This is a genomic window from Phenylobacterium sp., assembly GCF_037189685.1.
Lineage (GTDB): Bacteria > Pseudomonadota > Alphaproteobacteria > Caulobacterales > Caulobacteraceae > Phenylobacterium.
Genome location: NZ_JBBCIT010000015.1, coordinates 73,643 through 100,376, shown reverse-complemented (window position 1 = coordinate 100,376; position 26,734 = coordinate 73,643). Strand labels below are relative to the sequence as shown.

27 protein-coding genes are annotated in these 26,734 nt (G+C 71.4%); 7 read left to right on the top strand and 20 right to left on the bottom strand.

Going from position 1 to position 26,734, the window contains the following annotated elements; translation table 11 throughout:
- The first annotated feature begins 85 nt into the window (after positions 1-85).
- Entirely contained in the window at positions 86-1,024 is a 939-nt protein-coding gene (locus tag WG212_RS12010; protein WP_337187335.1) for an IS481 family transposase, read from the top strand.
- Here the strand turns inward: WG212_RS12010 and WG212_RS12005 are convergent.
- The 3 genes from WG212_RS12005 to WG212_RS11995 all read right to left on the bottom strand — a co-directional run bounded on the left by WG212_RS12005 (position 1,021) and on the right by WG212_RS11995 (position 3,448).
- The gene (locus WG212_RS12005; RefSeq protein WP_337187334.1) at positions 1,021-2,685 is read right to left on the bottom strand and encodes a hypothetical protein; all 1,665 of its coding nucleotides are present in this window, start codon (positions 2,683-2,685) and stop codon (positions 1,021-1,023) included. The genes WG212_RS12010 and WG212_RS12005 overlap by 4 nt on opposite strands.
- A gap of 86 nt (positions 2,686-2,771) precedes the next feature.
- Positions 2,772-3,176, bottom strand: a complete 405-nt coding sequence (locus WG212_RS12000) for an SDR family oxidoreductase (RefSeq protein ID WP_337187333.1) — start codon at positions 3,174-3,176, stop codon at positions 2,772-2,774.
- 56 nt (positions 3,177-3,232) lie between these two features.
- Positions 3,233-3,448: a hypothetical protein gene (locus tag WG212_RS11995; RefSeq protein WP_337187332.1), complete on the bottom strand. Its 216-nt coding sequence runs from the start codon at positions 3,446-3,448 to the stop codon at positions 3,233-3,235.
- Between the two features lie 289 nt (positions 3,449-3,737).
- Here WG212_RS11995 and WG212_RS11990 point away from each other — a divergent pair, with 289 nt between their 5' ends.
- Entirely contained in the window at positions 3,738-4,241 is a 504-nt protein-coding gene (locus tag WG212_RS11990) for a PEPxxWA-CTERM sorting domain-containing protein (protein ID WP_337187331.1), read from the top strand.
- A gap of 439 nt (positions 4,242-4,680) precedes the next feature.
- Here the strand turns inward: WG212_RS11990 and WG212_RS11985 are convergent, their stop codons facing one another.
- The 4 genes from WG212_RS11985 to WG212_RS11970 form a co-directional block, all read right to left on the bottom strand.
- Complete coding sequence (locus WG212_RS11985) at positions 4,681-5,145, bottom strand: hypothetical protein (protein ID WP_337187330.1); 465 nt, start codon at positions 5,143-5,145, stop codon at positions 4,681-4,683.
- Positions 5,120-5,380 carry a hypothetical protein gene (locus WG212_RS11980; protein WP_337187329.1) on the bottom strand — a complete coding sequence of 87 codons (261 nt, stop codon included), beginning with the start codon at positions 5,378-5,380 and terminating at the stop codon, positions 5,120-5,122. Before WG212_RS11980 ends, WG212_RS11985 begins: the two co-directional genes overlap by 26 nt.
- 102 nt (positions 5,381-5,482) lie before the next feature.
- Complete coding sequence (locus tag WG212_RS11975; protein ID WP_337187328.1) at positions 5,483-6,235, bottom strand: SDR family oxidoreductase; 753 nt, start codon at positions 6,233-6,235, stop codon at positions 5,483-5,485.
- A gap of 391 nt (positions 6,236-6,626) precedes the next feature.
- Positions 6,627-7,640 (bottom strand): LuxR C-terminal-related transcriptional regulator, encoded by a 1,014-nt coding sequence (locus tag WG212_RS11970; RefSeq protein ID WP_337187327.1) that lies wholly within the window; start codon positions 7,638-7,640, stop codon positions 6,627-6,629.
- A gap of 152 nt (positions 7,641-7,792) precedes the next feature.
- Between WG212_RS11970 and WG212_RS11965 the strand changes: the two genes are divergently transcribed.
- Positions 7,793-8,317, top strand: a complete 525-nt coding sequence (locus WG212_RS11965; RefSeq protein ID WP_337187326.1) for a PEPxxWA-CTERM sorting domain-containing protein — start codon at positions 7,793-7,795, stop codon at positions 8,315-8,317.
- Between the two features lie 52 nt (positions 8,318-8,369).
- Here the strand turns inward: WG212_RS11965 and WG212_RS11960 are convergent, their stop codons facing one another.
- The 7 genes from WG212_RS11960 to WG212_RS11930 all read right to left on the bottom strand — a co-directional run bounded on the left by WG212_RS11960 (position 8,370) and on the right by WG212_RS11930 (position 14,186).
- Complete coding sequence (locus WG212_RS11960) at positions 8,370-8,831, bottom strand: HtaA domain-containing protein (protein WP_337187325.1); 462 nt, start codon at positions 8,829-8,831, stop codon at positions 8,370-8,372.
- A 141-nt stretch (positions 8,832-8,972) separates the two neighbouring features.
- Positions 8,973-9,362, bottom strand: coding sequence for a hypothetical protein (locus WG212_RS11955; RefSeq protein WP_337187324.1), 390 nt, complete (start codon positions 9,360-9,362; stop codon positions 8,973-8,975).
- A gap of 54 nt (positions 9,363-9,416) precedes the next feature.
- A complete protein-coding gene (locus WG212_RS11950) occupies positions 9,417-10,343 on the bottom strand; it encodes a DUF481 domain-containing protein (protein WP_337187323.1) in 927 nt (308 codons plus the stop codon).
- Between the two features lie 97 nt (positions 10,344-10,440).
- Positions 10,441-10,788 carry a glycine zipper 2TM domain-containing protein gene (locus tag WG212_RS11945; RefSeq protein WP_337187322.1) on the bottom strand — a complete coding sequence of 116 codons (348 nt, stop codon included), beginning with the start codon at positions 10,786-10,788 and terminating at the stop codon, positions 10,441-10,443.
- 254 nt (positions 10,789-11,042) lie between these two features.
- Positions 11,043-12,023, bottom strand: a complete 981-nt coding sequence (locus tag WG212_RS11940; protein ID WP_337187321.1) for a sensor histidine kinase — start codon at positions 12,021-12,023, stop codon at positions 11,043-11,045.
- A 64-nt stretch (positions 12,024-12,087) separates the two neighbouring features.
- The gene (locus WG212_RS11935; RefSeq protein ID WP_337187320.1) at positions 12,088-13,215 is read right to left on the bottom strand and encodes an NAD-dependent epimerase/dehydratase family protein; all 1,128 of its coding nucleotides are present in this window, start codon (positions 13,213-13,215) and stop codon (positions 12,088-12,090) included.
- A gap of 182 nt (positions 13,216-13,397) precedes the next feature.
- Complete coding sequence (locus WG212_RS11930) at positions 13,398-14,186, bottom strand: hypothetical protein (RefSeq protein WP_337187319.1); 789 nt, start codon at positions 14,184-14,186, stop codon at positions 13,398-13,400.
- A 240-nt stretch (positions 14,187-14,426) separates the two neighbouring features.
- On the opposite strand from WG212_RS11930, the gene WG212_RS11925 reads away from it, so the two are divergent.
- A complete protein-coding gene (locus WG212_RS11925) occupies positions 14,427-14,597 on the top strand; it encodes a hypothetical protein (RefSeq protein ID WP_337187318.1) in 171 nt (56 codons plus the stop codon).
- On the opposite strand, the gene WG212_RS11920 is transcribed toward WG212_RS11925, so the two are convergent.
- Together WG212_RS11920 and WG212_RS11915 are read right to left on the bottom strand one after the other, a co-directional pair.
- Positions 14,563-15,426, bottom strand: coding sequence for a TauD/TfdA family dioxygenase (locus WG212_RS11920; protein WP_337187317.1), 864 nt, complete (start codon positions 15,424-15,426; stop codon positions 14,563-14,565). The two genes, WG212_RS11925 and WG212_RS11920, sit on opposite strands and share 35 nt — an antisense overlap.
- 15 nt (positions 15,427-15,441) lie before the next feature.
- Entirely contained in the window at positions 15,442-15,933 is a 492-nt protein-coding gene (locus WG212_RS11915; protein ID WP_337187316.1) for an NAD(P)H-dependent oxidoreductase, read from the bottom strand.
- 100 nt (positions 15,934-16,033) lie between these two features.
- Here WG212_RS11915 and WG212_RS11910 point away from each other — a divergent pair, with 100 nt between their 5' ends.
- Together WG212_RS11910 and WG212_RS11905 are read left to right on the top strand one after the other, a co-directional pair.
- Entirely contained in the window at positions 16,034-17,395 is a 1,362-nt protein-coding gene (locus WG212_RS11910) for a serine hydrolase domain-containing protein (RefSeq protein ID WP_337187315.1), read from the top strand.
- Between the two features lie 12 nt (positions 17,396-17,407).
- Entirely contained in the window at positions 17,408-18,277 is an 870-nt protein-coding gene (locus WG212_RS11905) for a hypothetical protein (protein WP_337187314.1), read from the top strand.
- Here the strand turns inward: WG212_RS11905 and WG212_RS11900 are convergent.
- Together WG212_RS11900 and WG212_RS11895 are read right to left on the bottom strand one after the other, a co-directional pair.
- Positions 18,232-19,590, bottom strand: a complete 1,359-nt coding sequence (locus tag WG212_RS11900) for an amidohydrolase family protein (protein WP_337187313.1) — start codon at positions 19,588-19,590, stop codon at positions 18,232-18,234. The two genes, WG212_RS11905 and WG212_RS11900, sit on opposite strands and share 46 nt — an antisense overlap.
- Positions 19,587-21,014: an amidohydrolase gene (locus tag WG212_RS11895; protein WP_337187336.1), complete on the bottom strand. Its 1,428-nt coding sequence runs from the start codon at positions 21,012-21,014 to the stop codon at positions 19,587-19,589. Before WG212_RS11895 ends, WG212_RS11900 begins: the two co-directional genes overlap by 4 nt.
- Positions 21,015-21,194: 180 nt before the next feature.
- On the opposite strand from WG212_RS11895, the gene aspS reads away from it, so the two are divergent.
- Positions 21,195-22,976: an aspartate--tRNA ligase gene (aspS, locus tag WG212_RS11890; protein ID WP_337187312.1), complete on the top strand. Its 1,782-nt coding sequence runs from the start codon at positions 21,195-21,197 to the stop codon at positions 22,974-22,976.
- Positions 22,977-23,024: 48 nt separating this feature from the next.
- Here aspS and WG212_RS11885 read toward each other — a convergent pair whose 3' ends face one another.
- Entirely contained in the window at positions 23,025-24,008 is a 984-nt protein-coding gene (locus tag WG212_RS11885) for a pentapeptide repeat-containing protein (protein ID WP_337187311.1), read from the bottom strand.
- An 87-nt stretch (positions 24,009-24,095) separates the two neighbouring features.
- Positions 24,096-26,582 carry a ribonucleotide reductase gene (locus WG212_RS11880; RefSeq protein WP_337187310.1) on the bottom strand — a complete coding sequence of 829 codons (2,487 nt, stop codon included), beginning with the start codon at positions 26,580-26,582 and terminating at the stop codon, positions 24,096-24,098.
- Between the last annotated feature and the right edge of the window lie 152 nt (positions 26,583-26,734).

Genomic DNA, 26,734 nt, shown 5'->3' with positions numbered 1-26,734 from the left:
TGTCGAAGCTACGAAGGTTGTTCACCCGGGATCGGGTTGAGAGAGTGGGGTTGCGAAGCTCCAACCTCTGACCGGGAGACCCCGGATGAACGTGCATAAGAATGCCCGGCTGACGCCTTCGGGTCGAGCGCTGCTGGCTGGGCGTGTGTCGAGCGGCTGGACGGCGAAGGCGGCTGCAGAGGCGGCCGGGGTGTCGCTTCGGACGGCGCGCAAGTGGATCGGCCGGCATCGTCGGGGCGACGAGCGAAGGCATCACGACCGCAGCTCGGCGCCCCGCCGATGTCCGCGCAGGGTCTGTCCGTCGCGGATCGCCGAGATCGAGCGGCTGCGCCGTCAGCGGATGACCGGGCCGGCAATCGCCACGCAACTGGGCATGGCGCGCTCGACGGTCGGGGCAATCCTGCGGCGGCTGGGGCTGGGTAAGCTGAAGGCCCTGGGGCCGAAGGTCGAGGTGATCCGCTACGAGCGCGCCGCGCCCGGCGAGATGATCCACCTCGACATCAAGAAGCTCGGCCGCTTCGACGTCGCCGGCCACCGCGCCACCGGCGACCGCCGAGCTGGCCGCTCCAAGCGCGCAGGCTGGGACTTCCTGCACGTCTGCGTCGATGACGCCTCGCGCCTGGCCTACACCGAGATCCTGCCCAGCGAGCGCAAGGAGGACGCCACCGCCTTCCTCGAGCGCGCCCTGGCCTGGCTCGGCCGACACGGCGTCAGCGTCCAGCGGGTGATGACCGACAACGGCTCGGCCTATCGCTCCAAGCTCTTCCGCCAAGCCCTGCTGACCGCCGGCGCACACCACGTCCGCACCCGGCCCTACACGCCCAGGACCAACGGCAAGGCCGAACGCTTCATCCAGACCAGCCTGCGCGAATGGGCCTACGCCAGGCCGTACAGCTCTTCCGACGCGCGGACCGCCGCCATGCGCCCCTGGACCGACGCTTACAACCTCACCCGACCCCACTCAGGCATCGGCGGCCTCACGCCCTGGTCCAGGGTGAACAACCTTCTTGGAAACGACAGCTAGCGCGCACCCTTCGGATGGTCTTTCTTGGGTTTCCGAGGGCGGAGCGAGCCGACATTGTCAGACATCCCAGCTTCCAAAAGCGAGAAGTTGGGCCATAGCGATTGATGAAACGCCATGCGACGGTCAAGTGCCAGCGTTGTGTCGCCACGGAAGGCCCATCTCGTCCTTATTTCCGTGCGGTTCGCGTTGCCTGCCCTGATGTGATTGCCGACTACTCCGAGGCGAAAGAAGTCCTGAAGTACTTGTTGGGGGGAGTGACGATCCAGAAGTTGCCGCAGTGAATCGTTCCGTCGCGCTGTCTCCCGAAGTCGATCCTCAAATTGCCTTAGATGGAAGTATCTGGTGAAGCCGACGAAAGCCTCCTCAAGGCCAGAAACCTCATCGGAGGCGTAGCTCGCTACCAACTCCTCACGAGCCTCCTGCCACATTTGTCGGGAGTACTCACCCACGCTTGTCCTCAGAGCGTCATCACTAAACACCCAAGCGTTAGGCGTATCCCGGCGCACGATCCCTAGTCGTCGTACGACATCGCGTGGTCGATACATTGATTGATCTAGCAAGTATGCATACACTGGCATGCCTCCCACCTTGGTGGGAAAATATGTCTTTATGGGTTCAAAGTTCTTTTGATATCCCCAACGATGAATCTCAGACCCTTTGATCTTCTGCTCGATGAGCTTGATGAGGAGATGTTCTGGCGATCGTCGACCCTTGCTCCAGTCGATCTTCATGGAGAAATCTTGTACGTTTCTCCCAACCTCTTCTCCGTATTTATTTACAATGCTTAATATTTCTGATCTAACTGATGCAACAATATAAACTGGTATTCTTTTCTCGCGAAATAAAACGTTCAAATCGTAGACGGCGAATAAAAGGTCGCGGATCATTCTGATGTCGCGATCGTAATTTTCCTTGAAGGTGCTGAATGCTTCTAATTCGTCGATGAAAAGGAAGACCTTCTTACCCGTGTATGTGATCTTGGAAATTGCGGCGCGGGCGGCACGTACCAAGTCTCCGAACGGGACGAGGATGCGATCCCTCTCGGTGCTGCGAGGCGCGAGCCCGCCGGCACTGGCGGCCGGGAATTGTATTTCTACATTCCCGCCATCCAAGCGGGGCATGAGGCTACCGTACTGTCGCGTGAGAACAGACCTCCCAGCGCCAATGTCGTATCCAATAACTTGAGCGCAATTTGTAAATTGCTCATCTCGGATGCACGCATTGCGATCCTTCAGGAAGGCGTCGAACAATCGTTCGATTAGTATCCAGGACCATGCATACTTAAAATCTTGCTCAATTCCCGAAAGATCCTTCCGAATTGGTAGAACTTCAAACCAGACGCCTCGCGACATCGCTTGTCGGTCTTCTTCAAGTAGTTCGGACTTGAAGAGCAAGAAATGGGAGTAGTTTCCGTCCTTGGTGCGGCGGTTTGCCATCCAGCGAAGGAGCGAGGTCTTTCCGGTGCCCTTGAAGCCGACGATGAACATTGTTGCGCCAGAATCGATGGCGGCAGCATCGTAGTTGGGCGGGATGAAGAAGCCGTTGTGGAAGACAGCCCCGTCGATCTCAGCTTGCTTGATTATCTCGTTCTTCGCGTCGATTTCACCGATGAGGATGTCATTGAGTCTGAGTTGATTGTCGTGAGGTTGGTCGCGCGTCATGATTCGAACCCTGTGGAGCCGATAACTATGGGCTGCATTACGATTCGGTGACAACTTCGTCTTGGGATGTGAAGCCTATTCCGTCCTCACCCCACCCAAGCCCCGCCGTTCGCGTGGATCACCTGCCCCTGGACGAACCGGCCGCCGTCGCCCAGCAGGAAGTCGACCATGGCGGCGTAGTCGGCGCCTTCCGTGAGGCGGCCGGAGGGGTTGGCGCGGGCGCCGCGGTCGAGGGCGCGTTCGGCGGCGTCTTGGCTTCCGGCCATCCTGGCGACCGAGGTGGTGGCGACCGGGCCGGGGGCGACGGCGTTGATGCGGACGCCGAGGGGGGCCAGTTCGGGGACGAGGTAGCGGATCAGGCTCTCGGCCAGGGCCTTGCCGCAGCCCAGGGCGGCGTAGTTGGGCAGCGCCTGGCGCGCGCCGGCGCGGGTGACGAAGACGATGCTGGAGCCCCGCGCCAGCCAGGGCCGGGCGAATGTAGGGACGCACAATACTTGCGCGCGCCGTGCCGGGAGCCATGCGGAGCGTTTGGGCTCCGGAATGCGCCTCACCCCTCCGCCAACTCGACCTCGCCGGTGGTCCCGTTGTAGGTGGTGCGGTCGCCGCGAAGGAACGCGCGCGCCAGGATCATCCGATGTGGCTGGTCGCCCTCGCTCAGCCTCACGCCTGCGAAAGGCTGGAAGACCAAGCGCTCCAAAGTCGGAACGTAGAGGCGTGCGAGATACATCACCGCCTGATGCCGGCCGCCGATGCCGCTCACCATCCGACCTGACTCGGTGACGGGCAGGCGAAGCGCGCGGGCGAGTTCGTCATCGATGCCCTCTCCGCCCGCACCGGTGTCGGCGCATGAACGCGCTTGGCGGGCAGGTCGGGCGTCTCGCCCGGCGGCGCGAGCGAGCGGAGGACCACGTCCACAAGCAGCGCAGCCGCCCGTGCAGCCCCCAAACCGGCGCTTTATGGTAGGTTCGTTCTATTCTGCGCGCCCGCCTCGGGTGTTAGCCCTGTCGAGCCGGCCGCAGCGCGCCGGGCGGCTTTTCAGGAGTGGGGCGTTCATGAAATCCAAGGTCCTCGCAGCCGCCGCGGCGGCGGCCTTCCTCGTCGCCGGGGCCGCCCAGGCGGCGGTCACCTACGCCTTCTCGAGCACGTACTTCGCGTTCGAGTACGTCAGCCCCGACTACGTCACCGGCCCGCTCGCCGTCGATCTGACCGGCAACCCGAGCTGCGTCGGCTTGGGGCGCACCTGTTCGGCGGCGTTCTTCCCGCCCGACCTGGCCGGAAACCCGGCGGACACGCTCTCGTTCACGGTCGCCGAGCCGGCAGGCTTTACCCAGATCGGCTACTTCTACTTCCCCACCGGCGCGTTCTCGACCCCCGGAACCTACCAGGACGCCTTCTTCGACAGGGAGTCCTGGCTCTTCGCCGGAGGGACCCTGACGGTCAGCGGCCGGCCGGATCCGGGCGGGGTGCCCGAACCGGGCGCCTGGGTGCTGATGATCGCGGGCTTCGGCCTGGCCGGCCACGCGCTGCGCCGGCGGAGCGTTCGCCGGCCGGCCTGAAGCCGCAAACGCCGGTCCGGCATTCTCCGGGAACCCGCCGGACCGGGGCCGCACGGTCCCCGGCGGGTCGGGGTCGCCCCGCGATGATCATGCCGTCGAGGCTGATGGCGAGCCGCCGCCTCACCCCACCCACGCCCCGCCGTTCGCGTGGATGCCAGCCCCTGGACGAACCGGCCGCCGTCGCCCAGCAGGAAGTCGACCACGGCGGCGTAGTCGGCGCCTTCCGTGAGGCGGCCTGAGGGGTGGGCGCGGGCGCCACGGTCGAGGGCGCGTTCGGTGGCGTCTTCGCTTCCGGCCATCCTGGCGACCGAGGTGGTGGCGACGAGGCCCGGGGCGACGGCGTTGATACGGACGCCGAGAGGGGCCAGTTCGGGGACGAGGTAGCGGATCAGGCTCTCGGCCAGGGCCTTGCCACAGCCTCTGCAGTCGGGCCGACACGCTATTCGATCTCGACCTCCGCCAGGATCACGTCGCCCATCGTCCCGTCATAGGTGGTGCGATAGCCGCGCAGGAAGTTCCGGCCCAGGATGATCCGGTGCCACTGGTCGCCTTCCTCCAGCTTCACGCCGGCGAACGGTTGGAACAGAAGCCTTTCGAGGCTCGGGATGTAGAGGCGGGCGAGATAGACCAGCGTGCGGTGACGCCCGCCGATGCCGCTGATCTCCATTTCGTCGGTGACGGGCAGGTTCAGGTCGCGGGCGAGCGTTTCGTCGATGCCGTCCATGCCGGCGCCCGTGTCGAGCAGCGCGCGGATGCGCTTGGCCGGCAGGTTGGGCGGCGCGTCCGGCGCTGCGCGAGAGCGATGGCCCACATCGACGAGAAGCGTCGGCCCCAGCTTGACCAGAAGGTCGGCGGGCGTCTCGGCGCCCCGGCCGCGCTTAAACCCCGCCTGCGTTGTTCGCATACACGGGCCGCAGGATCATGCCGCCGGAGAACTGGACCGGCCCGGCGCCGACCTGTCGGATGAGGTATGGCCCACGATCAAAGCGGGCCTGGGCCGACTCCGCGGCGGTCTCGAAATCGGCGAACGCACCCTCGAACCGCCCCTCATGGAAGACGACCCATTCCTTGAGGTGCTGGGCTTCCAGTTCCCGGCGCATATCGGTGAATGCCGCGATGTCCTTCGCAAGGACGCTCATGTGACCCCTGATGGTTGCCTGCGCCAGTAAACGCCCGAGTCCGAGATTCCGTCGAGTCCTGGCGATCCCCGCGCACGGCGTGCGCGTTCGACGTCTCTTCTCTCACCCCACCCAAGCCCCGCCGTTCGCGTGGATCACCTGCCCTTGGACGAACCGGCCGCCGTCGCCCAGCAGGAAGTCGACCACGGCGGCGTAGTCGGCGCCTTCCGTGAGGCGGCCGGAGGGGTTGGCGCGGGCGCCGCGGTCGAGGGCGCGTTCGGCGGCGTCCTGGCTTCCGGCCATCCTGGCGACCGAGGTGGTGGCGACGAGGCCCGGGGCGACGGCGTTGATGCGGACGCCGAGGGGGGCCAGTTCGGGGACGAGGTAGCGGATCAGGCTCTCGGCCAGGGCCTTGCCGCAGCCCAGGGCGGCGTAGTTGGGCAGCGCCTGGCGCGCGCCGGCGCTGGTGACGAAGACGATGCTGGACCCCCGCGCCAGCCAGGGCCGGGCGGCCTGGACCAGATAGAGCAGCGACAGGCCGTTGGTGCGGATCGCGGCCTCGAAGGCGGGGAGGTCGGCGCCCAGCAGGGTGGTCGGGTAGATCGCCGCGGCGCTGTGGACGATGTGCAGCGGCGCGCCGCCCCCCAATTCGCCGTCACCCAGCTCGCCGGCCTCGCGCACCAGGCGGGCGCAGTCGGCCGGGTCGCCCACGTCGGCGCGCACGGCGCGGGCCAGCGGCCCCAGGCGCGCCACGGCGGCGTCGGCCGCCTGGGCGTCGGCATGCCAGCCCAGCACCAGCGGCTCGCCCCGCGGCGCCAGGTGTTCGGCGATGGCCAGGCCGATGCCCTTGGTCCCGCCGGTGATGAGTATGGTCATGGTCCGCCTCCCGCCCGCTTCCGGCCCTGCTTCCGGCTTCGTTTGCCGCGACCCTAGCAGATCGGACGCGGGGCGCGGCGTGGCCGGGACGGGCGGGTGGGGCGAGCGACGGCCATAGTAGGTTCGTCCTATTCAGCGCCCCGCGCGCCGGTGATAGCCATTCGCCCTCCGGCGCGCGTCGCGGCGACGCCGACCGCCTTCTCCCCACCGCCTTCCCCTCGGGGAGCGGGGACCCTGCCCCGCAGGGTGGATGGGCGCCGGTCATTCCGTGCTGGCCGTCGTTCCGTCCATCGCCCCTCGGGGCGGTCTCCCGCCCGTGGAAGGGGGCGGCGCTCCGGATATCTGGCGCGCTCCCCAACGGCGAACCGGTCCCGCTTCGCCGGAAGGCGCCCTAGTCCGACCTGCGGGCCAGGGCCCGGATCAGGCCGACCTTCGAATGCACCTCGAGCTTCATGTAGGCCGAGGCGAGCTGGTTGCGCACGGTCGAGGGGCTGACGCCGGCGCGGCGAGCGATCTCGCCCTGGGTCAGGCCGGCGGCGTAGAGGCGGGCCACGCGCGTCTCGGCCGGCGTCAGGCCCAGCGTCCCGCCGCCGGAGGCGACCGCCAGCAGGCGCATGGCCCCCTGTGGCCGCGCGGTGAAGTCCCAGTGATCGATGGCCAGCGATCCGTCCGCCTCCGCGAGCAGTGGCGCCAGCACCCGGGGGAGGACGGGGCCGGTCCAGCCGGGGGCCACATCCGCGAGCGCCCGGTGGAATTCGGCGCCGGCCGCGTGGAGCAGGCCCTGGGCGTCGGCGAGCGCGTAGCTCTCGGGCTCGAAGAAGCCCGCGTCGGCGCCTCCGGCCAGGGCGCGGTAGTGGTGGGCGATCTGGGCCTGGCGCCAGGCGGTCATCAGGTGGGGTGACAGGGCTTCCAGCGTCGCGCAGTCGTCCTTGCCGAACGGGCGGGCGACGTCGGCGCGGAACAGGGTGATCAGTTCGCCCAGGTCGGTCAGCGGATCGTGCTCGACGATGCCCAGGGCATGCTCGATGCCGGCGGCCCGGGAGAATTCGCGGTAGATCGGCGTCTCGCGATAGGCCTCGGGCGCCATCACGTCCTCGTTGCGCAGCGCGTGGCCCGGCCGGGCCACGATGGCGGCGCGGGCGATATCGTGCGCCTGCCAGCGCTCGGCGTAGACCATCATGTCCGACACCGGAAAGTCGAGCAGGCTGACCGCGTGCAGGTGGTTGGTGGAATAGATCCCCGAGCCCCAGACCCCCGCGTCGAACGGTATGGCGCGCCGCAGCAGCGCCAGGGCGGCCGTGCGGAACGACTCGAACGGCTGGCCGAACACCCCGCCGTACAGATCGACGAGAATGGCGTCCGCGCGGTCGCCGGGCCGGGGGGAGGGTACGCCTGCGCGGTCCATGACTGCGGCTACCTAAGGCCGAAGCGGGGGCGGCGAACAGCCCTCAAACGCGGCGGCATGGTATGTTCGTCCTATTCTGCGGTCCCGCGCCCCGCCTTAGCCTTTCCCGGTCCGGCCGGTTCGCCGGCGTCAGTTCAGGCATGGGGTGAGTCATGAAATCCAAGGTCCTCGCGGTCGCCGTCGGGGCGGCCCTGGTCGCCGCGCCTGCCCAGGCGGCGGTCACCTACGCCTTCGAGAGCGGGGTCTTCGCGTTCGACTACGTCAGCCCCGGCTATGTGACGGGACCGTTGCTGGTCGACCTGACGGGAAACGCGAGCTGCGTCGCCGAGGGCGTGACCTGCGAGGCCCGGTTCCATCCGGACGAGGTCGCGAGCCCCTTCGCGGACACGCTCGCGTTCAAGATCTCGTATTCGGGCGGCGGGAGCAGCACGGGCTTCTATTACTTCCCGACGGGCGCGTTCTCGACGCCCGGGGCCTACGAGGACGTCATCACCGATGGCGGGGTGGTGATCTTCCGGTCGACGCTCACGGTGAGCGGCCAGCCCGATCCGGGCGTGGGGCCGGGGGGCGCCGTGCCCGAGCCGGCGACCTGGGCGCTGATGATCGGTGGCCTCGGCCTGGCCGGCGCGGCGCTGCGCCGTCGCGGGGCGAACCCGGGCGCGCGGCAGCCGGCCTGAGATCTGGTCGGCCTGAGCTCCGGTCGGCCTGAGCTCCGGTTGGCCTGGGGGCTCAGCCCTGCAGCCGGACGGGATCCAGCGGGGTGCCGGGGGGGTAGTGGTCGCCCACGATCGTCATGCCGTCGAGGGTGATGACCGCGGGGAGTTCGGCCGTTCCGTCGGCGGCGGGGGCGAGGGCGGCGGTGTCCAGTTTCGCGATGGCGGTGCGCCGCGCGGCCGTCTCGGCGACGCTGAGCACCAGGCCGGCGTCCGTCGCCTCGACCCAGGGGTCGGTCAGCGTCACCGACAGCATCCCGCCGTGGGCCTTGAACGCCACCTGGCCGCGGAAGCGCCCGACCCCCGACAAGGTCCCGTCGGCGCCGAAGGCCAGATCGCTGTCGTCGGCCGCCTCGAAGGCGAACGTCCCGTCGTCGGCCCGCCCGGCGCCGTCGCTGACGGCAATCGTTCCGCCCGAACCTTCCACATAGGCCCGGAAGCTCTGCTTCACGCCCCAGATCAGCCTCTTGATCGCCATTCTCGTCTCGCCCGCGGGGTTGCGACCCACCCATAGCGCGCTTGGCGGACGCCCTCCAGGCGGGAGAGGCGCCAGCCGCCGCCGTGAGGGCGCCGCCGGCCCCGGACACGGTTCCGAAACACGGTTCCGAAGCCGGAGCGATCAGCCCGCGTCGCCCACGGCGGCGGCGACAAGACCCCGCCATGTCGGATCGGTGTCGTCCACCAGGTCGACGTCGTCCAGCAGCGCCACCACGCCCTCGCCATCGGCCAGGATCAGGCCCAGCACCTCCATGACCTCGCCGTCTTCGGACGTGTGGGCTTCGGCCTGGACCGCCACCGCGGCCTGCTCCCCGTCGTCGGCCCACCAGATCACGGGCTGGGGCAAGGGCATGTCGATGGCCCTCGGGTCGACCGTGTCGCCCAGGGCGAACACCGCGCGCCGCGCCTCGACGTCCTCCAGCGCCGCGACCCGCCCGGAGAACGCGGCCAGCCGGCTCCAGTCGTCGACATCGAAGCCGCCGCCGTCATCGTCGTCGATCGGATCGTTCATCGGCCGTCCCGGGCAAGGAGGAGTCGCAGGAGCCTACACCGCGCCGGCGGGCTGTCAGAAGCTGTAGACGAGGCTGGTGCGCAAGGTGGTGTCGGTCCCCTTGCGGCCGGCGGGGGGATCGCTCTCCATCCGCAGGTCGAAGGCGGTGCGCGCCGACAGGTCGTTGCGCAGCCTGGTCGTGAGGGCGGTGGTGGAGGTGAGGGTGGAACTCACCGAATCCAGGAAGGCCGTTGTGTTCTGGGTCAGCACCAGTTCGGGCCGCAGGGTCCAGGAGAGGTCGCTTCCGAAGCGGCCGGCGAAGGCCACCTCGTCGGGGGCGTTGTAGTAGCTGATCTGGCGCAGCGCCGGACCGGCCTGGACGTCGAGCCGCAGGTCGGGCCGGTCGACCAGCCGATAGCCGATGCCGACGCTCTCGCTGAAGCGGCTCTTGTAGCCGGCGAAGCGGTCGCGCTCGCCCGACAGCGCCAGGGCGACGAAGGCGCGGCCGTTCAGCTTCCACTGGCCGGCGTAGCCCGCGGCGTAGCGCTCCTTGGAGACGGCCCCGCGCGAACGCTGGTACTCGCTCGCCAGCTTGATGTCGTGGCGCCAGCGCAGCGTCTCCTTGGCGAAGGACAGGCCGGCGGTGACGCCCACGTCCTCGGTATTGCCCGAACTCACGAAGCCGCCCGCCTGGCCCTCGCCGGTCCAGCCCTGGTAGAGGCGCTGGGACGCCAGCCGCTCGGCGCGCTCGGCCTCGGCGCGGGCGCGCAGATCGGCCACCCGCGCGTCGATCTCGCCGGCGGAGCCGGGATAGGCGCGCCGCGCCACGTCCGCCACCGGGCCGAGCTGGCCGCTCGCGGCCGCGGCCTCCAGCATCCGGGCCACTTCGGGCGGGAGCGGCGGCGGGGGCGGCGGACCCGGCGTCGCGGAGGCGCGGCCGGGGGCGACCGAGACGGCGGCCGCGAGGACCAGGCTGGCGGCGAGAAGGGGGCGGATACGCATACGGGCCTCGATTCGCTGTCGGGCCGACCCGCATCGCCGCAGAACAGGGCGAGGATGGGGCGCGAGTCGACGCGCCCAGCTTACCCGCCAGGAGGCCCTATCGGCACTTCACGGGGCCGCGGTCGATCTCGCGGCCCAGCAGGCCGCCGCCCACGGCCCCCAGGATCGTGCCGGCGGTGCGGTTGTCGCCGCCGTCGATCTCGCGGCCGACCAGAGCGCCCACGGCGGCGCCGATCACCAGGCCCGTCGTGCCGTTGTCGCGCTTGCAGTAGTAGCGGCCGTCGCGCCCGCGCCAGACCCGGTCGCGGCTGACCGGCACAGGCTCCACATATCGGCCCTGGCGATCGTAGCGGTGGTGGTGCTTGCCGTGCGGCGGATCGGCCGCGGCGGGCAGGGCGGGCAGGGTGAAGGCGGCGATGGTGGCCGCCAGGACCAGCTTGCGCATGGCGTGTCTCCTCGTCTCGCCGGGACCGGGTGTCCCCTCAAGAGGCTCGGCCAGGAGCCTGGCCAAAGGGGGGCCTCGCCAAGGGGGCTCGGCGCGCGGCGGCGTGGCCATCGCAACGGTCGACCCCATGCAGAGGTTCCCAGGCGGGATTTCCAGGGAGGGGCCGTATGGCTTCGAGCAGTTCAAGCCCGCCGATGACGATCAACGGGAGGAGGGCAGGCGCCGACCCGGGACCGTTCGGTCCCTGACGGCCTCTAGGCGGCGTCCAGGTCGAAGGCCGCCGTCCAACGCGCCCCGTCCGGCAGGAATTCCAGGGCGGCCTGCGCGCCGGGCCGGGCCGCCAGCGCACGGGCGAGAAGGCGTGCGCCGAAGCCTTGCCGCCGGCTGGAGTCCGGGGCGGGCGCGGGGCCGCCGGTTTCGCGCCACTCCAGGGACAGACGCGGCGGATCGGCGTCGCCGTCGATCCGCCAGCTCAGCCGCACATGTCCGCGGTCGGACGAGAGCGCTCCGTGCTTGGCGGCGTTGGTGGCCAGTTCGTGCAGGCAGAGCGCCAGCGCCACCGCAGCCTCGGGGGGGATGGCGACGGGCGGGCCGGACAGGACGAGGGCGTCCGGCCGCGCCGGGCGAAAGGGGGCCAGCGCCCGCTCGGCCAGCGCGTCCAGCGCGACGCTGCGCCACGCGCGCTCGACCAGCACGTCGTGGACGCCGGCCAGGGCCGAGAGGCGGGCATGGAACGCCTGCCGGTCGGCGTCGGGGTCGCCGCCCTCGCGGAAGGACTGGTCGGCCAGGGCCTGGACCACGGCCAGGGTGTTCTTCACCCGGTGATGCAGTTCCAGTCGCAGCAGTCCCTCGGCCTCCCGCGCCGCCACCTCGCGCGCCACCGTGGCGCGGAGGGTGGCCACGATCCAGATGACGAAGCCCGAACTGCCGAGGAACAGCGCCTCGCCCAGGACCAGGCGACGCAACGCCCCGATCTGCTGATCGTGCGGCAGCAGGACGAACGGGCTGACGAACGCCAGGATGAGAGCGGCCGTGACGCCGGAGAGGCCGCCGCCGAGCAGGGTGGCCAGGAGCACGGCGGGGATGAAGGCGACGAAGGGCATGCCCTGGCCCATCGACGGCACCAGGGCCAGGCGGGCGGCGATGACCAGGCCGGCGAGACCCACGCCGATCCCGACGCGGGCGAGCGGATGTCTCGGCTGGCCGGTGATGCGCCGGACGAGGAAGTCGGTCACCTGGGCCACATGCCTCGGAAAGGGGGCGGGACGAGCGCGACAATGGCGCGCCCTGCGGCGGGCCTCAACCCTGCGTCGGGGGACTCAGGTCGGCCAGGAGTTCGGCTTCCCGCTGCGGCGTCAGACCCGCCTTGAGCCGGGCCTGGCGTTCGGCGGGCAGGGTCCGGAACCAGGCCAGGGTGTCCCTCGCCGTGACCGGCAGCGGCCGGAACGTGAGGCCTGCGCCCAGGGCGGCGCGGAGGCTGCGCCGGTGAAAGCCGGCCGTGGGCCCTTCGCCCGGCAGCCAGACGGGCATGTCGCTCCAGTAGGCGACCTTCCGCTCGGCCAGCCACCCGGCGGGCGCCCAGGCCAGGTCGGGCCGTGCGCCCACGCCCTCGGCGACGCCCGCCAGGAAGGCCTTCATGGACAGCGGCCGGTCCGGGCCGGCGGCGTTGAACACCCCCGCCGTCCGCGCCTCGGCGAGGCGCACCGTCCATTCGGCGAGATCGCGGGCGTCGATCAGCATGACCGGATCGGTCCCGTCGCCCGGCGCCAGCACCCTGGGGCCCCAGGCCTGGCCCGCGCCGGCGAGGCGCGCCGGCCAGTAGGTGAAGCGGTCGGTCTCATCGCCAGGGCCGACGATCAGCCCGGGGCGGACGACGGCCACCTTCCCGGCCCCGAAGCCTCGGCGCGCCTCGGCCTCGCTGGCCGCCTTGAGCCGCCCGTAGGCCATCGGCGCCGAGGCGTCCCGCGCCGCCAGGGGGTCGCCGTCGGGATAGGTCAGGCGCGGGGCCGCCTCGTCCTGACCGGGCGTGGCGTTGTCGGCGTAGACCGACATGGTGGAGACGAAGAGATAGTGCGCCACCTTCCCGCCCAGGATCTCGGCGGCGTCGCGGACCCAGAACGGCAGGGTGGTGGGGTTGTCGATGCAGGCGTCCCAACTCCGCCCCTCGAGAGCCGCAAGGTCGCCTGAGTTGCGGTCGCCGGTGAGCTCCTCGACCTCGCCCGGCCAGTCCTGCGGGCGGCGGCCGCGGTTGAACACCGTGACCTTGTGCCCCCGCGAAAGAGCGTAGCGCACCTGATGCGGTCCGATGAACCCGGTGCCGCCGAGGATCAGCAGGCGCATCGGACCGGGCGCCGCCGCCCGCGCGGGAAGGGGCGCGGCGGCCAGGGCGATGGCAGCGAATTCGCGACGTGAGGGGCTCCGGATCATGGAGGCAGCCTAGGCCGCGCCGGCGACGGAGGAAATGCCGTCGCGATCCCCTGGAACAGCAGGGCGATCGCCCATGGCGTGTGGGCGTCGCCGCCGTCCGTCATGAACCGCGGAGATCGCGGAGATATGCAGAGCGCTCGCGCAGCCCCGGACTCCTCCGCGTATCTCTGCGATCGCCCTGCCTAGAACAGGGGTTCGGCGGCGCGGGCGCGGGCCGCCGTCTCGTCGATCTGGCGAATGCGGCGATCGTAGAGGTCGGCCAGGGCCTTGTGATCGGTGATGTCCTCGCTGACGTCCCGGAAGCTGGCCTGTTCGGCCTCCAGAGCGCGCAGGTCGCCGCCGCCGGCGCGGGCGCGGGCCAGGGCCACGCGCATCTGGCGGTCGCGGATCGCCAGGCTGGGATAGCCGCACACCAGCCGTTCGGCCGCCGTGGGAAGGTCGTAGCAGGGGTTCTCGCGCCGAGGCGTCGACCGGGATGCGACGTGCAGCTTCGGTTCGGCGGCTGCGGTGACCGGCGGCGCCTCGTCGGGCGTCTGGCCAAGGGCCTGGTCAGGCATCTGGTCAGGCGTCTGGGCGGGCGCGGCCGGCGGCCCGATGGGCGCCACGGAGGCCAGGATCACCGCGGCGCGGGGCGGTTCGGCCGATGGCGGGCGTTCGCCCGTGCGCTCGGGCGGGATGCTCAGGCCCCAGGTCACGGCGGCCGAGACCACGGCGGCGATCACCGCGGTGACGGCCATGACGCCGTTGCGCCGGGACACGGGGGCCTCGGGCTCGGGCTCGAGCAGGTCTTCGTAGGCCGGGGTCCATGTCATGGGCCGGGGCGCCGAGCGCCATTCGTCGGCGCGGCTGGGCCGGGCCTCCAGCTCGGCCACGAGCTGCTGGACCAGGGCGGACTGATCGCGCGCCCGCGCCTGGTCGAGCAGGCGCTTCAGCTCCTGCGCGCTCAAGGCCGAGAGTTCGATCCGCAACACCGCCTTGCAGCCTCCCTAGAAACCGGACCCCGAGAGTGGCCCGCAACCTCTTCCGACGCAACGTCAGCGCCAGCATGAGGCGAAGCGCTGCAACCCGCGCGGGAACCTGTGGCAGGCCGGGCCCATTTGGCAGGTATGAGACATCGCGACCCGCCAGAGGCCGCCCCGCCGAAGGCCGACCCGCGAGAAGCGGGCCGCGCGGACGAGCGCGCTGAACTGGCCCGACATATTGACCAACTGATGGCGCAGCCCGCGCGGGGGCGGCCGGCGGTGACGGTGGTGGGCGACGACGCGGTCTTCGCCATCTGGCCGGCCCTGCCCGGGGACCGGCCGGTGAGGCGCAACGTCACGGACCGCAACGTCACGGACCGCGATGTCACGGACTCGGGGGTGACGGCGCGAATTCGGTGACCGGATCGCCCGCGATGCGGGTGTGGTGGAGCACGCGCGGCCGGGAGAGGTCCCACGGCAGGCCGCGATGCATGGTGCGGCGGTTGTCCCAGATGGCCACGTCGCCCGGCCGCCAGGCGTGACGCCAGACCCGCGGCGGCCGGCAGGCCATGTCGACGAGATCGGCGAGCAGGCGTTCGGATTCCGCCTCGGCCAGGCCCGGAACGCCATAGGCGTGGCGGCCGATCACCAGCGACCGGCGTCCGGTCTCGGGATGTGTCTTCACCAGCGGCCTGAGGGGCGGGGCGGCGTCGGCGCCGTAGCCGCCGTGATCCGCGCCGGGGCGATAGTCGTCGCCCGTCATCGCCTGGCTGCGCTTCATCGAGTGGAAGGCCGAGAGCTCGCCCACGCGCGCGCGCATCCGGGGCGTCAGGGCGTCGTAGGCGGCGGCCAGGTCGGCCCATTCGGTCTCGCCGCCCTCGGCCGGGGTCACCTGGGCGCTGAGCAGGGCGCCCCGGGACTGGACGGGGACGTAGGTGGAATCGATGTGCCAGCCCTGGTTCCCCTTCAGCACGCGGACCCAGGCGTCGTCGGGGTCGCGCAGGCGGCCGTCGTCGCGGACGTTGCTGATCGGGATGTTGGCGAACTCGATCGGCCCGAAGCGGCGCGCCACCGCCACCTGCTGTTCACGCGTGAGGTACTGGGCCGGGCACACCAGCAGCCCGAACTCGAGCCAGGCGGCGTGGATCCGCGCGAAGGCGCCGTCGTCGAGCGCGGCCAGGCGCACGCCCGTCACCGTCGCGCCGAAGCTGGCGGGCAGGGGAGCGATCCGGAGCGGGCCGTCGGCCATGAGCGAACTTAGACCTCAGAAAACGCCCATCGCCAGCCCCGCGGCCAGGGCGGCGCCCAGCTCGCGGCAGGGCGCCAGGTCCGCCTCGGAGAGGCGCTTCGGCGCCAGGATCGCCTCGGGGCTCTGGGCGTGGGTGCAGACGACGACCGGCTCGGCCACGGGCCTCAGGCGCCAGCCCGTGGCGATGCGGGCGAGCTGGCGCGCCGCGCCGCTCCCGTCGCTGCCGGCGGCGATCATGGCGGCGTAGGGCCGCCCGTTCAGGCGCTCCAGGACAGGGTAGTAGGCGCGGTCGAGGAAGGCCTTCATCTCGCCCGACAGCGCCGCCAGGTTCTCGGGCGCGGCGAAGAGGTAGCCGTCGGCGCCCAGCAGGTCGTCGGCCGTGGCCTGTTCGGCCGGTTTCGAGACCACCTCGATCCCGTCTTCGGCGGCCGCGGCGTCGGCGGCGGCGCCCGCCATGGCGCGCGCGGCGCCGGTTCGCGAATGCCAGACGATCAGAAGCCGCTTCATGGTCCACGCATACCGGATTTCCGGCTGGAAACGCACCCGGGCTTGCGCGCTTGTCCGGCGCGCCTAAGCTTCGCGCAACACATGCTGGGAGGGAGTTGGGATGCTACAGGTGGGGACGCGGTTCGCCGCGACGTTGACGGCTGTCGCGCTGGTGGCCGGTACGATGACGGCGCCGTCCGCGAGCTGGGCCCAGGCGGCGCGCAAGCCGGCCGCGTCCGCGCCGGCGCTCGCCAAGGCCGCCAGCCCGGAGTCGGTCGGATTCGACTCGGCCCGGCTCGGAAAGCTGGACGCCTACATGCAGGGCGTGGTCGCCTCGGGCCGCGTGGCCGGCATGACCACCCTGCTGGCCCGGCACGGCAAGGTGGTGAGCTTCAAGACCTACGGGAAGACCAGCCTGACCACCGGCGCGCCGATGACCGAGGACACGATCTTCCGCATCTATTCCATGACCAAGCCGATCACCGGCGTGGCCATGATGATCCTGTTCGAGGAAGGCAAGTGGCGGCTGGACGATCCGGTCACCCGCCACATCCCGGAATTCAAGACCCTGAAGGTGGTCAAGTCGATCAATCCCGACGGGACGATGGTGCTGGAGGACATGGCCCGGCCGCCGACGATGCGCGAGGTGATGGCCCACACCGCCGGCTTCGGCTACGGCCTTCAGGACGACCATCCCGTGGACAAGCTGTTCCGCGAGAAGCGGGTGCTGGGCGCCGACAACCCCAAGGACCTGATCGACCGCACGGCGACGATCCCGCTGGTGTTCCAGCCCGGAACCTCGTGGCGCTATTCGGTCAGCGTCGACATCCAGGGCTATCTGGTCGAGAAGCTGTCGGGGCAGACGCTGGGCGAGTTCTTCGACAGCCGCATCTTCAAGCCCCTGAAGATGACCGACACCGCGTTCTACGCCCCGGCCGACAAGGCCGCCCGCCTGTCGCCGGTCTATGTCCTCAACCGTGACACCGGGAAGATCGAGGAGGCGAAGGAGATCTTCGGCAATCCGCTGCCGTCCTACCTCGAGAAGCCCGCCCTGGAGTCCGGTGGCGGGGGCCTCGTCGGCACCACCATGGACTACGCCCGGTTTGCACAGATGCTGGCCAACAAGGGCGAGCTGGACGGCGTGCGCATCCTGTCGCCGGCCTCGGTCGAGATGATGGGCACCAACATGATCGCCAAGGACGTGCTGGTCAGCTCCAACGGCACGACCGGGGCGCGCTTCAACGAGGCGGTGGGCTTCGGCCTGGACTTCATGGTGGTGAACGACCCGCGCGCGGCCGGCTCGCTGGAAGGCAAGGGGACCATGAGCTGGGGCGGCGCGGCCGGCACCTGGTTCTGGGTCGATCCGACCAACGACGTGATCTTCGTGGGCATGATCCAGCGCCTGGGCGGCTCGGGCGGGGACGACCTGGGCGGCGCGGCGCGGACGCTGACGTATCAGGCGCTGGTGAATCCGGAGAAGTAGGGCGAGGACGCGTTGAGGCTGCCGGCCCGGCGCTTCATCGCGCTGTTCGGCGTCCTGTCGCTGGCCGCGGTGGCGACGGGCTGCGCGGTGGCCGCGGCCAGCGGGGTTCCGTGGCCCGTCTGGGTCCGAAATCCGGCGGCCTGGTTCCTGGGGGCGGTCTTGGCCGGGCCGATCCTGGCCTTCGCACGCCGGCGCGCGCTGGTCGGCTTCCTGGTCGCCGCGCCCGTCGGCCTGGCCGCCAGCCTGCTCGGCCCGGGACAGCAGGGCGTGCATCGGTGGCTCGACGTCGGGGCCGCGCAACTGAACGCGGCCGAAATCGCGCTGCCGCCCGCGATCGTGGCGCTCGCCGTCCTGGGGCGGGATCGCGCCTGGCCGTGGTTGGCCGCAGCGGTGGTCATGGCCCTGCTGATCGCCCAGCCGGACGCTTCGCAGGCGACGGCGTTCGGCGTGGCCTTGATGGCCGTGATCGCGACGGTTCGGCGATCCTACCCGGCGCGCGCCGCCGCGATGGGGCTGCTCGGCGTGGCGGTCGCCGTGAGCTGGCTCCGCCTCGACACCCTCGCGCCCGTGCCCGAGGTCGAGGAGATCATGCGGCTGGCCTGGGCGATCTCACCCTTGGTCGCGGTCGTCGCGTGGGTCGCCTTGCTGGGCGCGACGGCTTCACTGGCGCTGGCCCGAACGCGGCAGACCGCCGCGGCATTGGCGCTGGCGAGCTATGCGGTGTCCACCGCCCTGGTCCCGGAGGTGGGTCACTTTCCCGTCCCGCTGGTCGGAATCGCCGTGAGCCCCATTCTCGGCCTCTGGCTCGGGGCGGCCGTCGTGGCCGCGCAGGGCCGTCAGTGCGCATACCCCGGCGGCATCGGCCGCTTGAGGTCCAGGTAGCGGTCGCGAAGGTCGAGCTGGCGCGAGCGCAAGGGCTGGGCCTCGCCGCGGATCAGGATGAGCTGCGGCCGCGACAGGGGCTCGAAGGGGTCGCCGGTCCAGAGCACCAGGTCGGCGTCCTTGCCCGCCGCCAGCGACCCCAGCCGGTCGGCGACGCCGAAGGCGCGGGCCGGATTGATCGTGACGGCGGCCAGCGCCCCCTCGCGGCTCATGCCGTTGGCGACCGCGATGCCGGCGTTGTAGCGCATCTCGTGCGCCCGATGGGCGCCGCCGGCGCCCTCGATGATCACGGTCACGCCGGCCTTCTCGAGCCGGGCGGCGTTCTCCATCGTCGAGCCCAGGGTCTCCAGGCTGGTGGGCCGGTTCAGGACCGGGTTCAGGATCACCGGCACGCCCTGGGCGGCGATCTCGGGGGCCACGCGCCAGGCCTCGGCGGCGCCGGTGAGGACGAGCTTCAGCTTCTCGTCGCGCGCCAGCTTCAGCACGGCGCGGATGTCCGAGGCGCGGTTGGCGACGGCGACCAGCGGCGTCCGGCCCTCGACCACGGGGATCAGGGCCTCCAGGTCGGCGCGCGACAGCGTGAGGTCGCGGTAGCCGGCGCGCTCGTAGGCGGCGCGGTTGCGCGCATAGGCGCGCACATCGGCCAGGGCCTCCTTCAGCAGCACGAAATTGGCCCCGCGCGCGCCGCCGGCCACCCGGGCGCCCGCGTCGCCGAACGGGCTGACCATCGCGACCTTCGGCTTCACCAGCATCTCGCGCCCCTGGGCGAGCTGGATCACCGCGGCCTGGCCGGCGAACAGGTTGGGCGCGCGTTCCGAGGTCGCCGCGCCCGAGGTGTGGTGGTCGCCGCTGTCGTCGTGGTGGTCGCCCGCGCCGCCCTGGCCGCCTTCGGCCTGGGGCGTGACCACCGCGCTGGTGATGCCGCCGAGGCGGGCCACGGGGATGACCACGGAGTCGGCGTTCAGCGCGTACTGGACGTCGAAGGCGGCGCCCACGCCGGCGTCGCGGACGCGCAGGTCGGTCCCGACCATCGGCATCTCGACGGCGCCCAGGCCGCTGTTCACGGCGACGAGGCCGGGCGTGACGACGCCGCCCTTGGCGTCCACCACCTGGGCGCCGGCGGGCGCGGACACGCCGGCGCCGACCGCGGTGATCCTGCCGTCGCGGACGACGACCGTGCCGCTGGCGATCTCGGGCGCGCCGGGGTTGAGGATGCGCGCGTTGACGATGGCCACCGTGGCGGCCTGGATCTGCGCGGGCAGGGCGAGGGCGACCGCGGCGCCCGCCAGCAGGAGGGTGAGGCGGCGGCTCATCGGCGGCTCTCCAGGCCCAGCTCGAAGTCCGACTTCGGCTGGTAGCGGGGGTCGTTGCGGTCGTAGGCCAGGCCGCCGTCGATCCAGACCCGCTGGGCGCGGGCGTAGATCGAGAACGGGCTGGCGTCCCAGAGGGTCACGTCGGCGCGCTTGCCGGGCTCCAGGCTCCCGGTCTCGGCGGCGAGGCCCAGGGCCTTGGCCGGGTTCGAGGTGATCCAGCGGATCGCCTGGGCCTCGGTGATGGCGAGGCCCGCGTCGCGGCCGGCGGCCAGGGCCTCGGCGGCCTCCTGGTTCAGGCGCTGGATGGTGTCGGGATCGTCCGACTTGATGATGGCGCAGGCGCCGGCGGCTTCGACCATCGGGATGTTGGCCTCGATGGCGTCGAAGAACTCGGGCTTGGCGCCCCACCAGTTGGTCCAGCTCGCCGCGCAGATGTCGTTCCGCGCCAGGATGTCGGCGATCTTGTAGGCCTCGACCGTGTGGTGGAACGAGGTGATCCGGTAGCCGAACTCCTTCGAGATATCGATCATCTGGGCCATCTCGTCGGCCCGGTAGCAGTGGTTCTGGACCAGGATCTCGCCCTTCAGCACGCCGACCAGGGTGTCGAGCTGGAGGTCCCGCTTGGGCGGGTCGGCCTTTTCGCCGCGGCCCGCCTTGGCGCGGTAGTCGTCCCACTTGCGCATGTAGTCGGCGGCGTTGATCCAGGCGGCGCGGTAGCCGGCCACGTTGCCCATGCGCGTCGCGGGGCTTCGGCTTCGGCTGCCGTAGACCCGCTTGGGGTTCTCGCCGCAGGCCATCTTCAGCGAATAGGGCGCGCCCGGGTGCTTCATGTCCTGGGCCGTCCGGCCCGGCACGTTGCGCAGGGTGACGCCGCGCCCGCCGAAGAGGTTGGCCGAGCCGGGCAGGACGTGGATCGTGGTCACGCCGCCGGCGCGGGCGGTGTTGAAGTCGGGGTCCTGCGGCCACACCGAATGTTCGGCCCAGACCTGGGCGGTGTTGGGGTCGGTGGCCTCGTTGCCGTCGGAGTGCGCCGGCACGCTGGGCGAGGGATAGACGCCCAGGTGCGAGTGCAGGTCGATCAGGCCCGGCGTCACCCATTTGCCGCGACCGTCGACCACCTCGTAGCCCTCGGGCGGCGCGAGGCCCGTTCCCACCGCCTGGATGCGTCCGTCGCGGACCAGCACCACGCCGTTCCGCAGTTCCTCGCCCGTGCCGGTGAGGACCGTCGCGCCCACGATGGCCAGGTTGCGACCGGGCAAGGGCCGGTAGGTGGACGGGAACGGATCTTTCGCGGGGTCCAGCCCCCTGGGCAGCGGCGAGGAGGACGAGGACGTGGCGGCGGACTTGCCGGTCGCGGGCTTTTCGCCTGTGGTGGCGCAGGCGGCGAGGCTGAGGCTCGCCAGGACCGCCGCAGCGGCTCCCATCGGATGGTTCACGGGAATCCCCCAGTCAGACCCTGCGATGGGACGGCCCGGAGGTGAGGGTGTCAAGGCGAGGAGGCCCCGGGGACGCCCCGGGGACGCCCCGGGCCGCCAGCCTTGACTTTCCCCCCCCTACATGCGCCCTTCCGCGCCTCGCAGATCACCCCGATTTCACCTGAAGAAATGCACGCCTACCGCACCCATACCTGCGGCGCGCTTCGCGCCGCCGACACCGGCCAGACCGTTCGGGTCTCGGGCTGGATCCACCGCAAGCGCGACCACGGCGGCCTGGTCTTCGTGGACCTGCGTGACAACTACGGCCTGACCCAGCTCGTCATCAGCCCCGAGACGCCGGGCTTCAACCTGATCGAGCGGGCTCGCACCGAGAGCGTCATCAAGGTGGACGGCGAGGTGGTGGCCCGTTCGCCCGAGACCGTGAACCCGAACCTGCCGACCGGCGAGATCGAGGTGCGGGTGCGGGGTCTCGACGTGCTGTCCGAGGCCAGCGAGCTGCCGCTGCCGGTCTTCGGCGAGCCGGACTATCCGGAAGAGATCCGCCTGAAGCACCGCTATCTCGACCTGCGGCGGGAGACGATCCACCGCAACGTGCTGCTGCGCTCGCAGGTGATCGCCTCGATCCGTCGCCGGATGACCGAGCAGGGGTTCAACGAGTTCCAGACCCCCATCCTGACGGCGTCGTCGCCCGAGGGGGCGCGCGACTTCCTGGTGCCCTCGCGCCTGCATCCCGGCCAGTTCTACGCGCTGCCCCAGGCGCCGCAGCAGTTCAAGCAGCTGCTGATGGTCGCGGGCTTCGACCGCTATTTCCAGATCGCGCCGTGCTTCCGGGACGAGGACGCCCGCGCCGACCGCTCGCCGGGCGAGTTCTACCAGCTCGACGTCGAGATGAGCTTCGTCACCCAGGAGGACGTGTTCGCCGCCATCGAGCCGGTGCTGCACGGCGTCTTCGAGGAATTCGCGAACGGCAAGACGGTGACGCCGTATCCGTTCCCGCGCCTGCCCTACCGCGAGGCCATCTCCAAGTACGGCAGCGACAAGCCCGACCTGCGCAACCCGCTGGTGATGCAGGACGTCTCGGAGCGGTTCCGCGGCGGGGGCTTCGGCCTCTTCGCGCGCATCCTGGAAGACACGAAGAACGCCGTCTGGGCGATCCCGGGGCCGAAGGGCGGCAGCCGCGCCTTCTGCGACCGCATGAACGCGTGGGCCCAGGGCGAGGGCCAGCCCGGCCTGGGCTATGTGTTCTGGAGCGAGGACCAGGGCGGCTGGGGCGGGCCGATCGCCAAGAACCTGGGCGCCCCGGCCACGGACGGCCTGATGACCCAGCTCGGCCTGGGTCATGGCGACGCGGCCTTCTTCGTCGCCGGCGACCCGAAGGCCTTCTACAAGTTCGCCGGCCTGGCGCGGACCAAGGTGGGCACGGACCTGGGCCTGGTCAGCGACGACCGCTTCGACTTCGTCTGGATCGTCGACTTCCCGATGTACGAGATGAACGAGGAGACGAACCACGTCGACTTCTCGCACAACCCGTTCTCGATGCCGCAGGGCGAGCTGGAGGCCCTGAACACCAAGGACCCGCTGGATATCCTCGCCTACCAGTACGACATCGTCGTCAACGGCGTGGAGCTGTGCTCGGGCGCGATCCGGAACCACCGGCCCGACATCATGCTGCGGGCGTTCGAGATCGCCGGCTATTCGGCCGAGACGGTCGAGCGCGAGTTCGGCGGCATGCTGAACGCCTTCCGCTATGGGGCGCCGCCGCACGGGGGCCTGGCGCCCGGCGTGGACCGGATCGTCATGCTGCTGGCCAACCAGAGCAACATCCGCGAGGTCATCGCCTTCCCGCTGAACCAGCAGGGGCAGGACCTGATGATGAACGCCCCCTCGGAGGTGTCGGAGAAGCAGCTCAAGGAGCTGCACATCCGGCTGGCCCCGCCGATCAAGGTCTGAGCGCGGCCCTGGACGCCCTCAGCCTGGACGCCCTCAACCTGGACGCCCTCAGGGGCTGACGGTGGTGATGTAGCGCGGGTTGGGCGGCGACGGGGGACTGGGCGGCGAGACCGGCGAGGCTGGCACTGCCGGAACCATCTGCAGCGCCCGGTGCTGCACGACGCCGGGTTTCACGATCAGCCGCACGCCGGTGCAAGGACGCACCGAAAGCCCGCGGGGCAGCTTGGTGCGGCTGTCGCCGCAGGCGTCGTCGAGCTGGTCCTGCTTCAGGCCGCGGGCGTTGGCCAGGTCGGCGCCGTGCAGCAGGGCCCGACGCAGTCCGGCGTCGCGGAAGTCGGCCCCGTCGAACCCGGCGCCGCTCAGGTTCGCCTGGCTGAGGTCGGCGGAGCGGAACGAGGCGTCGGCGAAGGATCCGCCCGAAAGGTTGGCGCCCGTCAGGTCGGCGTCGCGGAACTCGGCGCCCTGGGCCTCGGCCCTGGACAGGCTCGCGCCCTGGAGCGAGGCGCCGCGCAGCACGGCCGACGCGAGGCGGGCGCCGTCGAAGTTGGCGCCGCGCAGCTTGGCGTTGCGGGCGACCATGCCGACGAGCACCGCGCGCCGGAAGGCGGCGCCCGAGGCCTGGGCGTCGGTGAGGTCGGCGCGGGAGAGGGTCGCGGCCACGAACGCCACGCCGTTGGCCTCGGCCGAGCGCAGGCGGGCGTTCGACAGGTCGGCTCCGGAGAAGTTGGCGCCGGCCATCGCGGAGTCGGTGAGGTCGGCCTTGGTCAGGTCGGCGCCGGCGAAGTTCGAGGCGTGGAACCTAGCGTCGCGCAGGTTGGCGCCCATCAGGTTCGCCCCGGCGAAATTGGCGCCCACGATCCGCGCGCCGGCCAGGTTGCGTCCCGCCAGCTCGCATTTCACGCACGAGCCCCCGAACGACGTCTGCCGCTGGATCGCCTTGTCGCTGGCCAGCGCCGGGCCGGCCAGCGTGGCGGCGGCCAGGACCAGGACGGCGGCGGCGTCGACCGCGAAACGGCGGGCGGTGCGCGTCATGTCAGGACGGAATCCCATGCGTCATGCTTGTGCTCTGCCCGCAAAGCGCGGCCGGGCGCCACTTAAATCGCGGTAACGTGGTGCGGGTCAGCCGGCCAGGTCGTCGTTGGCGCGGGCCGCCCGTGCGCCGCAGGTCTCGCAGATCATGGCCTGGCCCTTGCGCACCACGGCGATGTCCCCGCAGGCCGCGCAGACCTCGGCGGCGGCCAGGGCGGCCGGCCCCGCGGGCCGGCCGGCGCCGGGCAGGAAGACGAGGTTGTCGGGCGCCGCCCCGCGGGCGAAACCGCGCGAGATGAAGCGCGAGGCGGGATGCATCTCAGGCTCGCCGTCCAGGCCCGCCACGTCGTCGGCCTTGCCGCGGCCCAGGCCGTCGGCGTTCAGTTCGCCGGGATCGGCGTTGGCCAGGTCGTCGCGGCCCAGGTAGCTGACCCCCAGCTCGCGGAAGATGTAGTCCAGGATGGACGTCGCTGATTTCACGGAATCATTTCCGGTCACGGGGCCGGCCGGCTCGAAGCGCGTGAACACGAACGCCTCGACGAACTCGTCCAGCGGCACCCCGTGCTGGAGGCCCAGGGACACGGCGATGGCGAAGTTGTTCATCAGCGAGCGGAAGGCCGCGCCTTCCTTGTGCATGTCGATGAAGATCTCGCCCAGCTCGCCGTCGTCGTACTCGCCGGTGTGCAGATAGACCTTGTGGCCGCCGACACTGGCTTTCTGGATGTAGCCCTTGCGCCGGTCGGGCAGCTTACGGCGGGTGCGGTCGCGTTCGATCACCCGCTCGACGATCCGTTCCTCGACCACGCGTTCCGCGACGGGCGCGTCGGCCCGCGCGGGCCGGTCGGGGGCGGCCGGAATCGCCAGCGCGGCGTCGGCCGGCGCGGCGTTGCGCCGCACCCGCACGGCGACCCCGGCCGTTTCGACCCCGGCCGTTTCGACGATGGCCTCGACGTCGCCGGGCGTCGCGTTCCAGGGCAGGGTGACGTTGAGGACCGGGGGGACGTCGACCGCTCCGGCCACGGCGCGCAGCAGGGCGGCGTGCGCCGCCGCCGGAAGCTGGCCGGCGGGCCGCAGGGCGCGGCGGACGGCTTCGCCCGCCGGCCCGCCTTCGGCGAAGCCGTCGCGCCCGAGGGCGTAGGCCTCGGCCGCCGCCACCTCGTCGTCCGTGAACCCCGCGAGGGCGAGGACGTCCAGCCGGGGGTCGGCCAACTGTTCGGGCGTCGCCCCCAGGACGTCGCGGACAAAGCCCTCGCCCAGGACCTGGAGCGAGAACGCCGCCGCCAGCGTGGGCGCGAAAGGCAGCTCCGCCTGGGCGGCCTCGATCTCGAGCGCGCTGAAGCCCCGCGCCGCGAGGGTCTCGGGATTGACGCCGGGCGCTCCGGCCAGCGCGCGATGGCCCAGGAGGGCGGGGCGCGCGTCGTCCAGGCCGATGCCGTGCGCGGCCAGGGCGTGGACGCCGGCTTCCGAGAGGACCCGCACGGTCTCGCCGGCGGCCAGTTCGGCGTGGGCGACGGGTCCGGACCAGGCCGAACCGTCCAGCGGAGCCCCCAGGCGCAGCGCCAGCTCGGGATCGCTGACCAGCGCCAGGCGGATATCGGCGTCCAGGTCGGAGATCGCCTCGCGGGCGGCCCGGAAGAGATTGGCCGCCGCGGCGCGGGCGGCGTCGCTGTCGTAGTCGAACCCGTGGGCCGCCAGCCAGTCGCCCAGGCCCGCGAGGCCCAGCCGGCCAGGGCCCTCGTCGCTGGCCGCGAGCGCGGTCGCCGCGACCCGGACGGCCGCGGCGAAGGCTTCGGCCGAAAACGCGCCGTCACACCACCAGGCCATGAGTTCGACGCCGGCTGTCGCCAGGCCTTCGGCTTCGGCGATCGCAGCGGCGTCTCCGGAAGCGGCCAGGATCAGTCTCCCGGTCGCCCACGCCGCGCGCGCCGCGGCGGCGGGGTCGTCGCAGGCCGCGACACACGTCCCGGACAGGGGTTCGGCCGCCCCGGCGCGCGGCGGAGTCGGCCAGTCGCCCACGCCCGAGCGGGCCAGGGCGACGGCGTCGAGGATCAGGGAGTCGTCCGCGCCGGCGGTGCGCGCCGCTTCGGCCGCACGCGCCAGGCCCGGGTTGCGAGCGGGATCGGCGCACGCCTCGGGTTCGCCCGCGCAGCGCAGGACCGCATCCATCACGGCCTGGAGCCGCGCCGCCATCGCCGCCGCCGCAGCATTCGCCGCCTGCCGGCCGCGGTGGTCGGCCACCATGCGGTCGAGGGCGCCCGCGCCGCCTTCCAGCCGCAGCGGCGGCGGCCGGCGAGGCGCCAGCGCCAGCCAACCCAGGCGCAGGCCCTCGGCCACGGATTCGCGCAGCCGCGTCCGTTCGCGCAGGTTCCGTGTCAGGCCCCGATCCTGGGCGCGCGCGGCCAGTTCGTGGGCGTGGTCGGCGATGGCGGTGGCCAGGTCGGTCCGGCCGCCGGCCCATTCGATCCAGGCCTCGACCCGCGCATTGGTGAAGTGGATCGGCGCCTCGACCTCGACCAGCCGGTCGGCCAGTTCCAGGATGCGCCCCTCGATTCCGGCGCGCGGTGTCTCGCTGTCCATCCGGTCCGACTCCCTGACGAGCGGAAGGGTAGGGCGCCGCTCGCGGCTCCGACAATAGATGTAGCGGGCCGAGGGGCGTTCATCCCCAACATATTGAAGGCGCCGCCGCGTCGGGCCGACGCTGGACGCTCCGGGGGCGCCCGCCTATAGTC

Coding starts and splice junctions, on each gene's coding strand:
- WG212_RS11985 (WP_337187330.1), bottom strand. CDS start 5,145: ATGCGAACAACGCAGGCGGGGTTTAAGCGCGGCCGGGGCGCCGAGACG.
- WG212_RS11970 (WP_337187327.1), bottom strand. CDS start 7,640: ATGGACCGCGCAGGCGTACCCTCCCCCCGGCCCGGCGACCGCGCGGAC.
- WG212_RS11915 (WP_337187316.1), bottom strand. CDS start 15,933: ATGAAGCGGCTTCTGATCGTCTGGCATTCGCGAACCGGCGCCGCGCGC.
- WG212_RS11910 (WP_337187315.1), top strand. CDS start 16,034: ATGCTACAGGTGGGGACGCGGTTCGCCGCGACGTTGACGGCTGTCGCG.
- WG212_RS11945 (WP_337187322.1), bottom strand. CDS start 10,788: ATGCGCAAGCTGGTCCTGGCGGCCACCATCGCCGCCTTCACCCTGCCC.
- WG212_RS11960 (WP_337187325.1), bottom strand. CDS start 8,831: ATGGCGATCAAGAGGCTGATCTGGGGCGTGAAGCAGAGCTTCCGGGCC.
- WG212_RS11900 (WP_337187313.1), bottom strand. CDS start 19,590: ATGAGCCGCCGCCTCACCCTCCTGCTGGCGGGCGCCGCGGTCGCCCTC.
- WG212_RS11975 (WP_337187328.1), bottom strand. CDS start 6,235: ATGACCATACTCATCACCGGCGGGACCAAGGGCATCGGCCTGGCCATC.
- WG212_RS11920 (WP_337187317.1), bottom strand. CDS start 15,426: ATGGCCGACGGCCCGCTCCGGATCGCTCCCCTGCCCGCCAGCTTCGGC.
- WG212_RS11995 (WP_337187332.1), bottom strand. CDS start 3,448: ATGGTGAGCGGCATCGGCGGCCGGCATCAGGCGGTGATGTATCTCGCA.
- WG212_RS11885 (WP_337187311.1), bottom strand. CDS start 24,008: ATGACGCGCACCGCCCGCCGTTTCGCGGTCGACGCCGCCGCCGTCCTG.
- WG212_RS11880 (WP_337187310.1), bottom strand. CDS start 26,582: ATGGACAGCGAGACACCGCGCGCCGGAATCGAGGGGCGCATCCTGGAA.
- WG212_RS12010 (WP_337187335.1), top strand. CDS start 86: ATGAACGTGCATAAGAATGCCCGGCTGACGCCTTCGGGTCGAGCGCTG.
- WG212_RS11925 (WP_337187318.1), top strand. CDS start 14,427: ATGGCGCAGCCCGCGCGGGGGCGGCCGGCGGTGACGGTGGTGGGCGAC.
- WG212_RS11935 (WP_337187320.1), bottom strand. CDS start 13,215: ATGATCCGGAGCCCCTCACGTCGCGAATTCGCTGCCATCGCCCTGGCC.
- WG212_RS11955 (WP_337187324.1), bottom strand. CDS start 9,362: ATGAACGATCCGATCGACGACGATGACGGCGGCGGCTTCGATGTCGAC.
- WG212_RS12005 (WP_337187334.1), bottom strand. CDS start 2,685: ATGACGCGCGACCAACCTCACGACAATCAACTCAGACTCAATGACATC.
- WG212_RS11980 (WP_337187329.1), bottom strand. CDS start 5,380: ATGAGCGTCCTTGCGAAGGACATCGCGGCATTCACCGATATGCGCCGG.
- aspS (WP_337187312.1), top strand. CDS start 21,195: ATGCACGCCTACCGCACCCATACCTGCGGCGCGCTTCGCGCCGCCGAC.
- WG212_RS11950 (WP_337187323.1), bottom strand. CDS start 10,343: ATGCGTATCCGCCCCCTTCTCGCCGCCAGCCTGGTCCTCGCGGCCGCC.
- WG212_RS11895 (WP_337187336.1), bottom strand. CDS start 21,014: ATGGGAGCCGCTGCGGCGGTCCTGGCGAGCCTCAGCCTCGCCGCCTGC.
- WG212_RS11965 (WP_337187326.1), top strand. CDS start 7,793: ATGAAATCCAAGGTCCTCGCGGTCGCCGTCGGGGCGGCCCTGGTCGCC.
- WG212_RS11990 (WP_337187331.1), top strand. CDS start 3,738: ATGAAATCCAAGGTCCTCGCAGCCGCCGCGGCGGCGGCCTTCCTCGTC.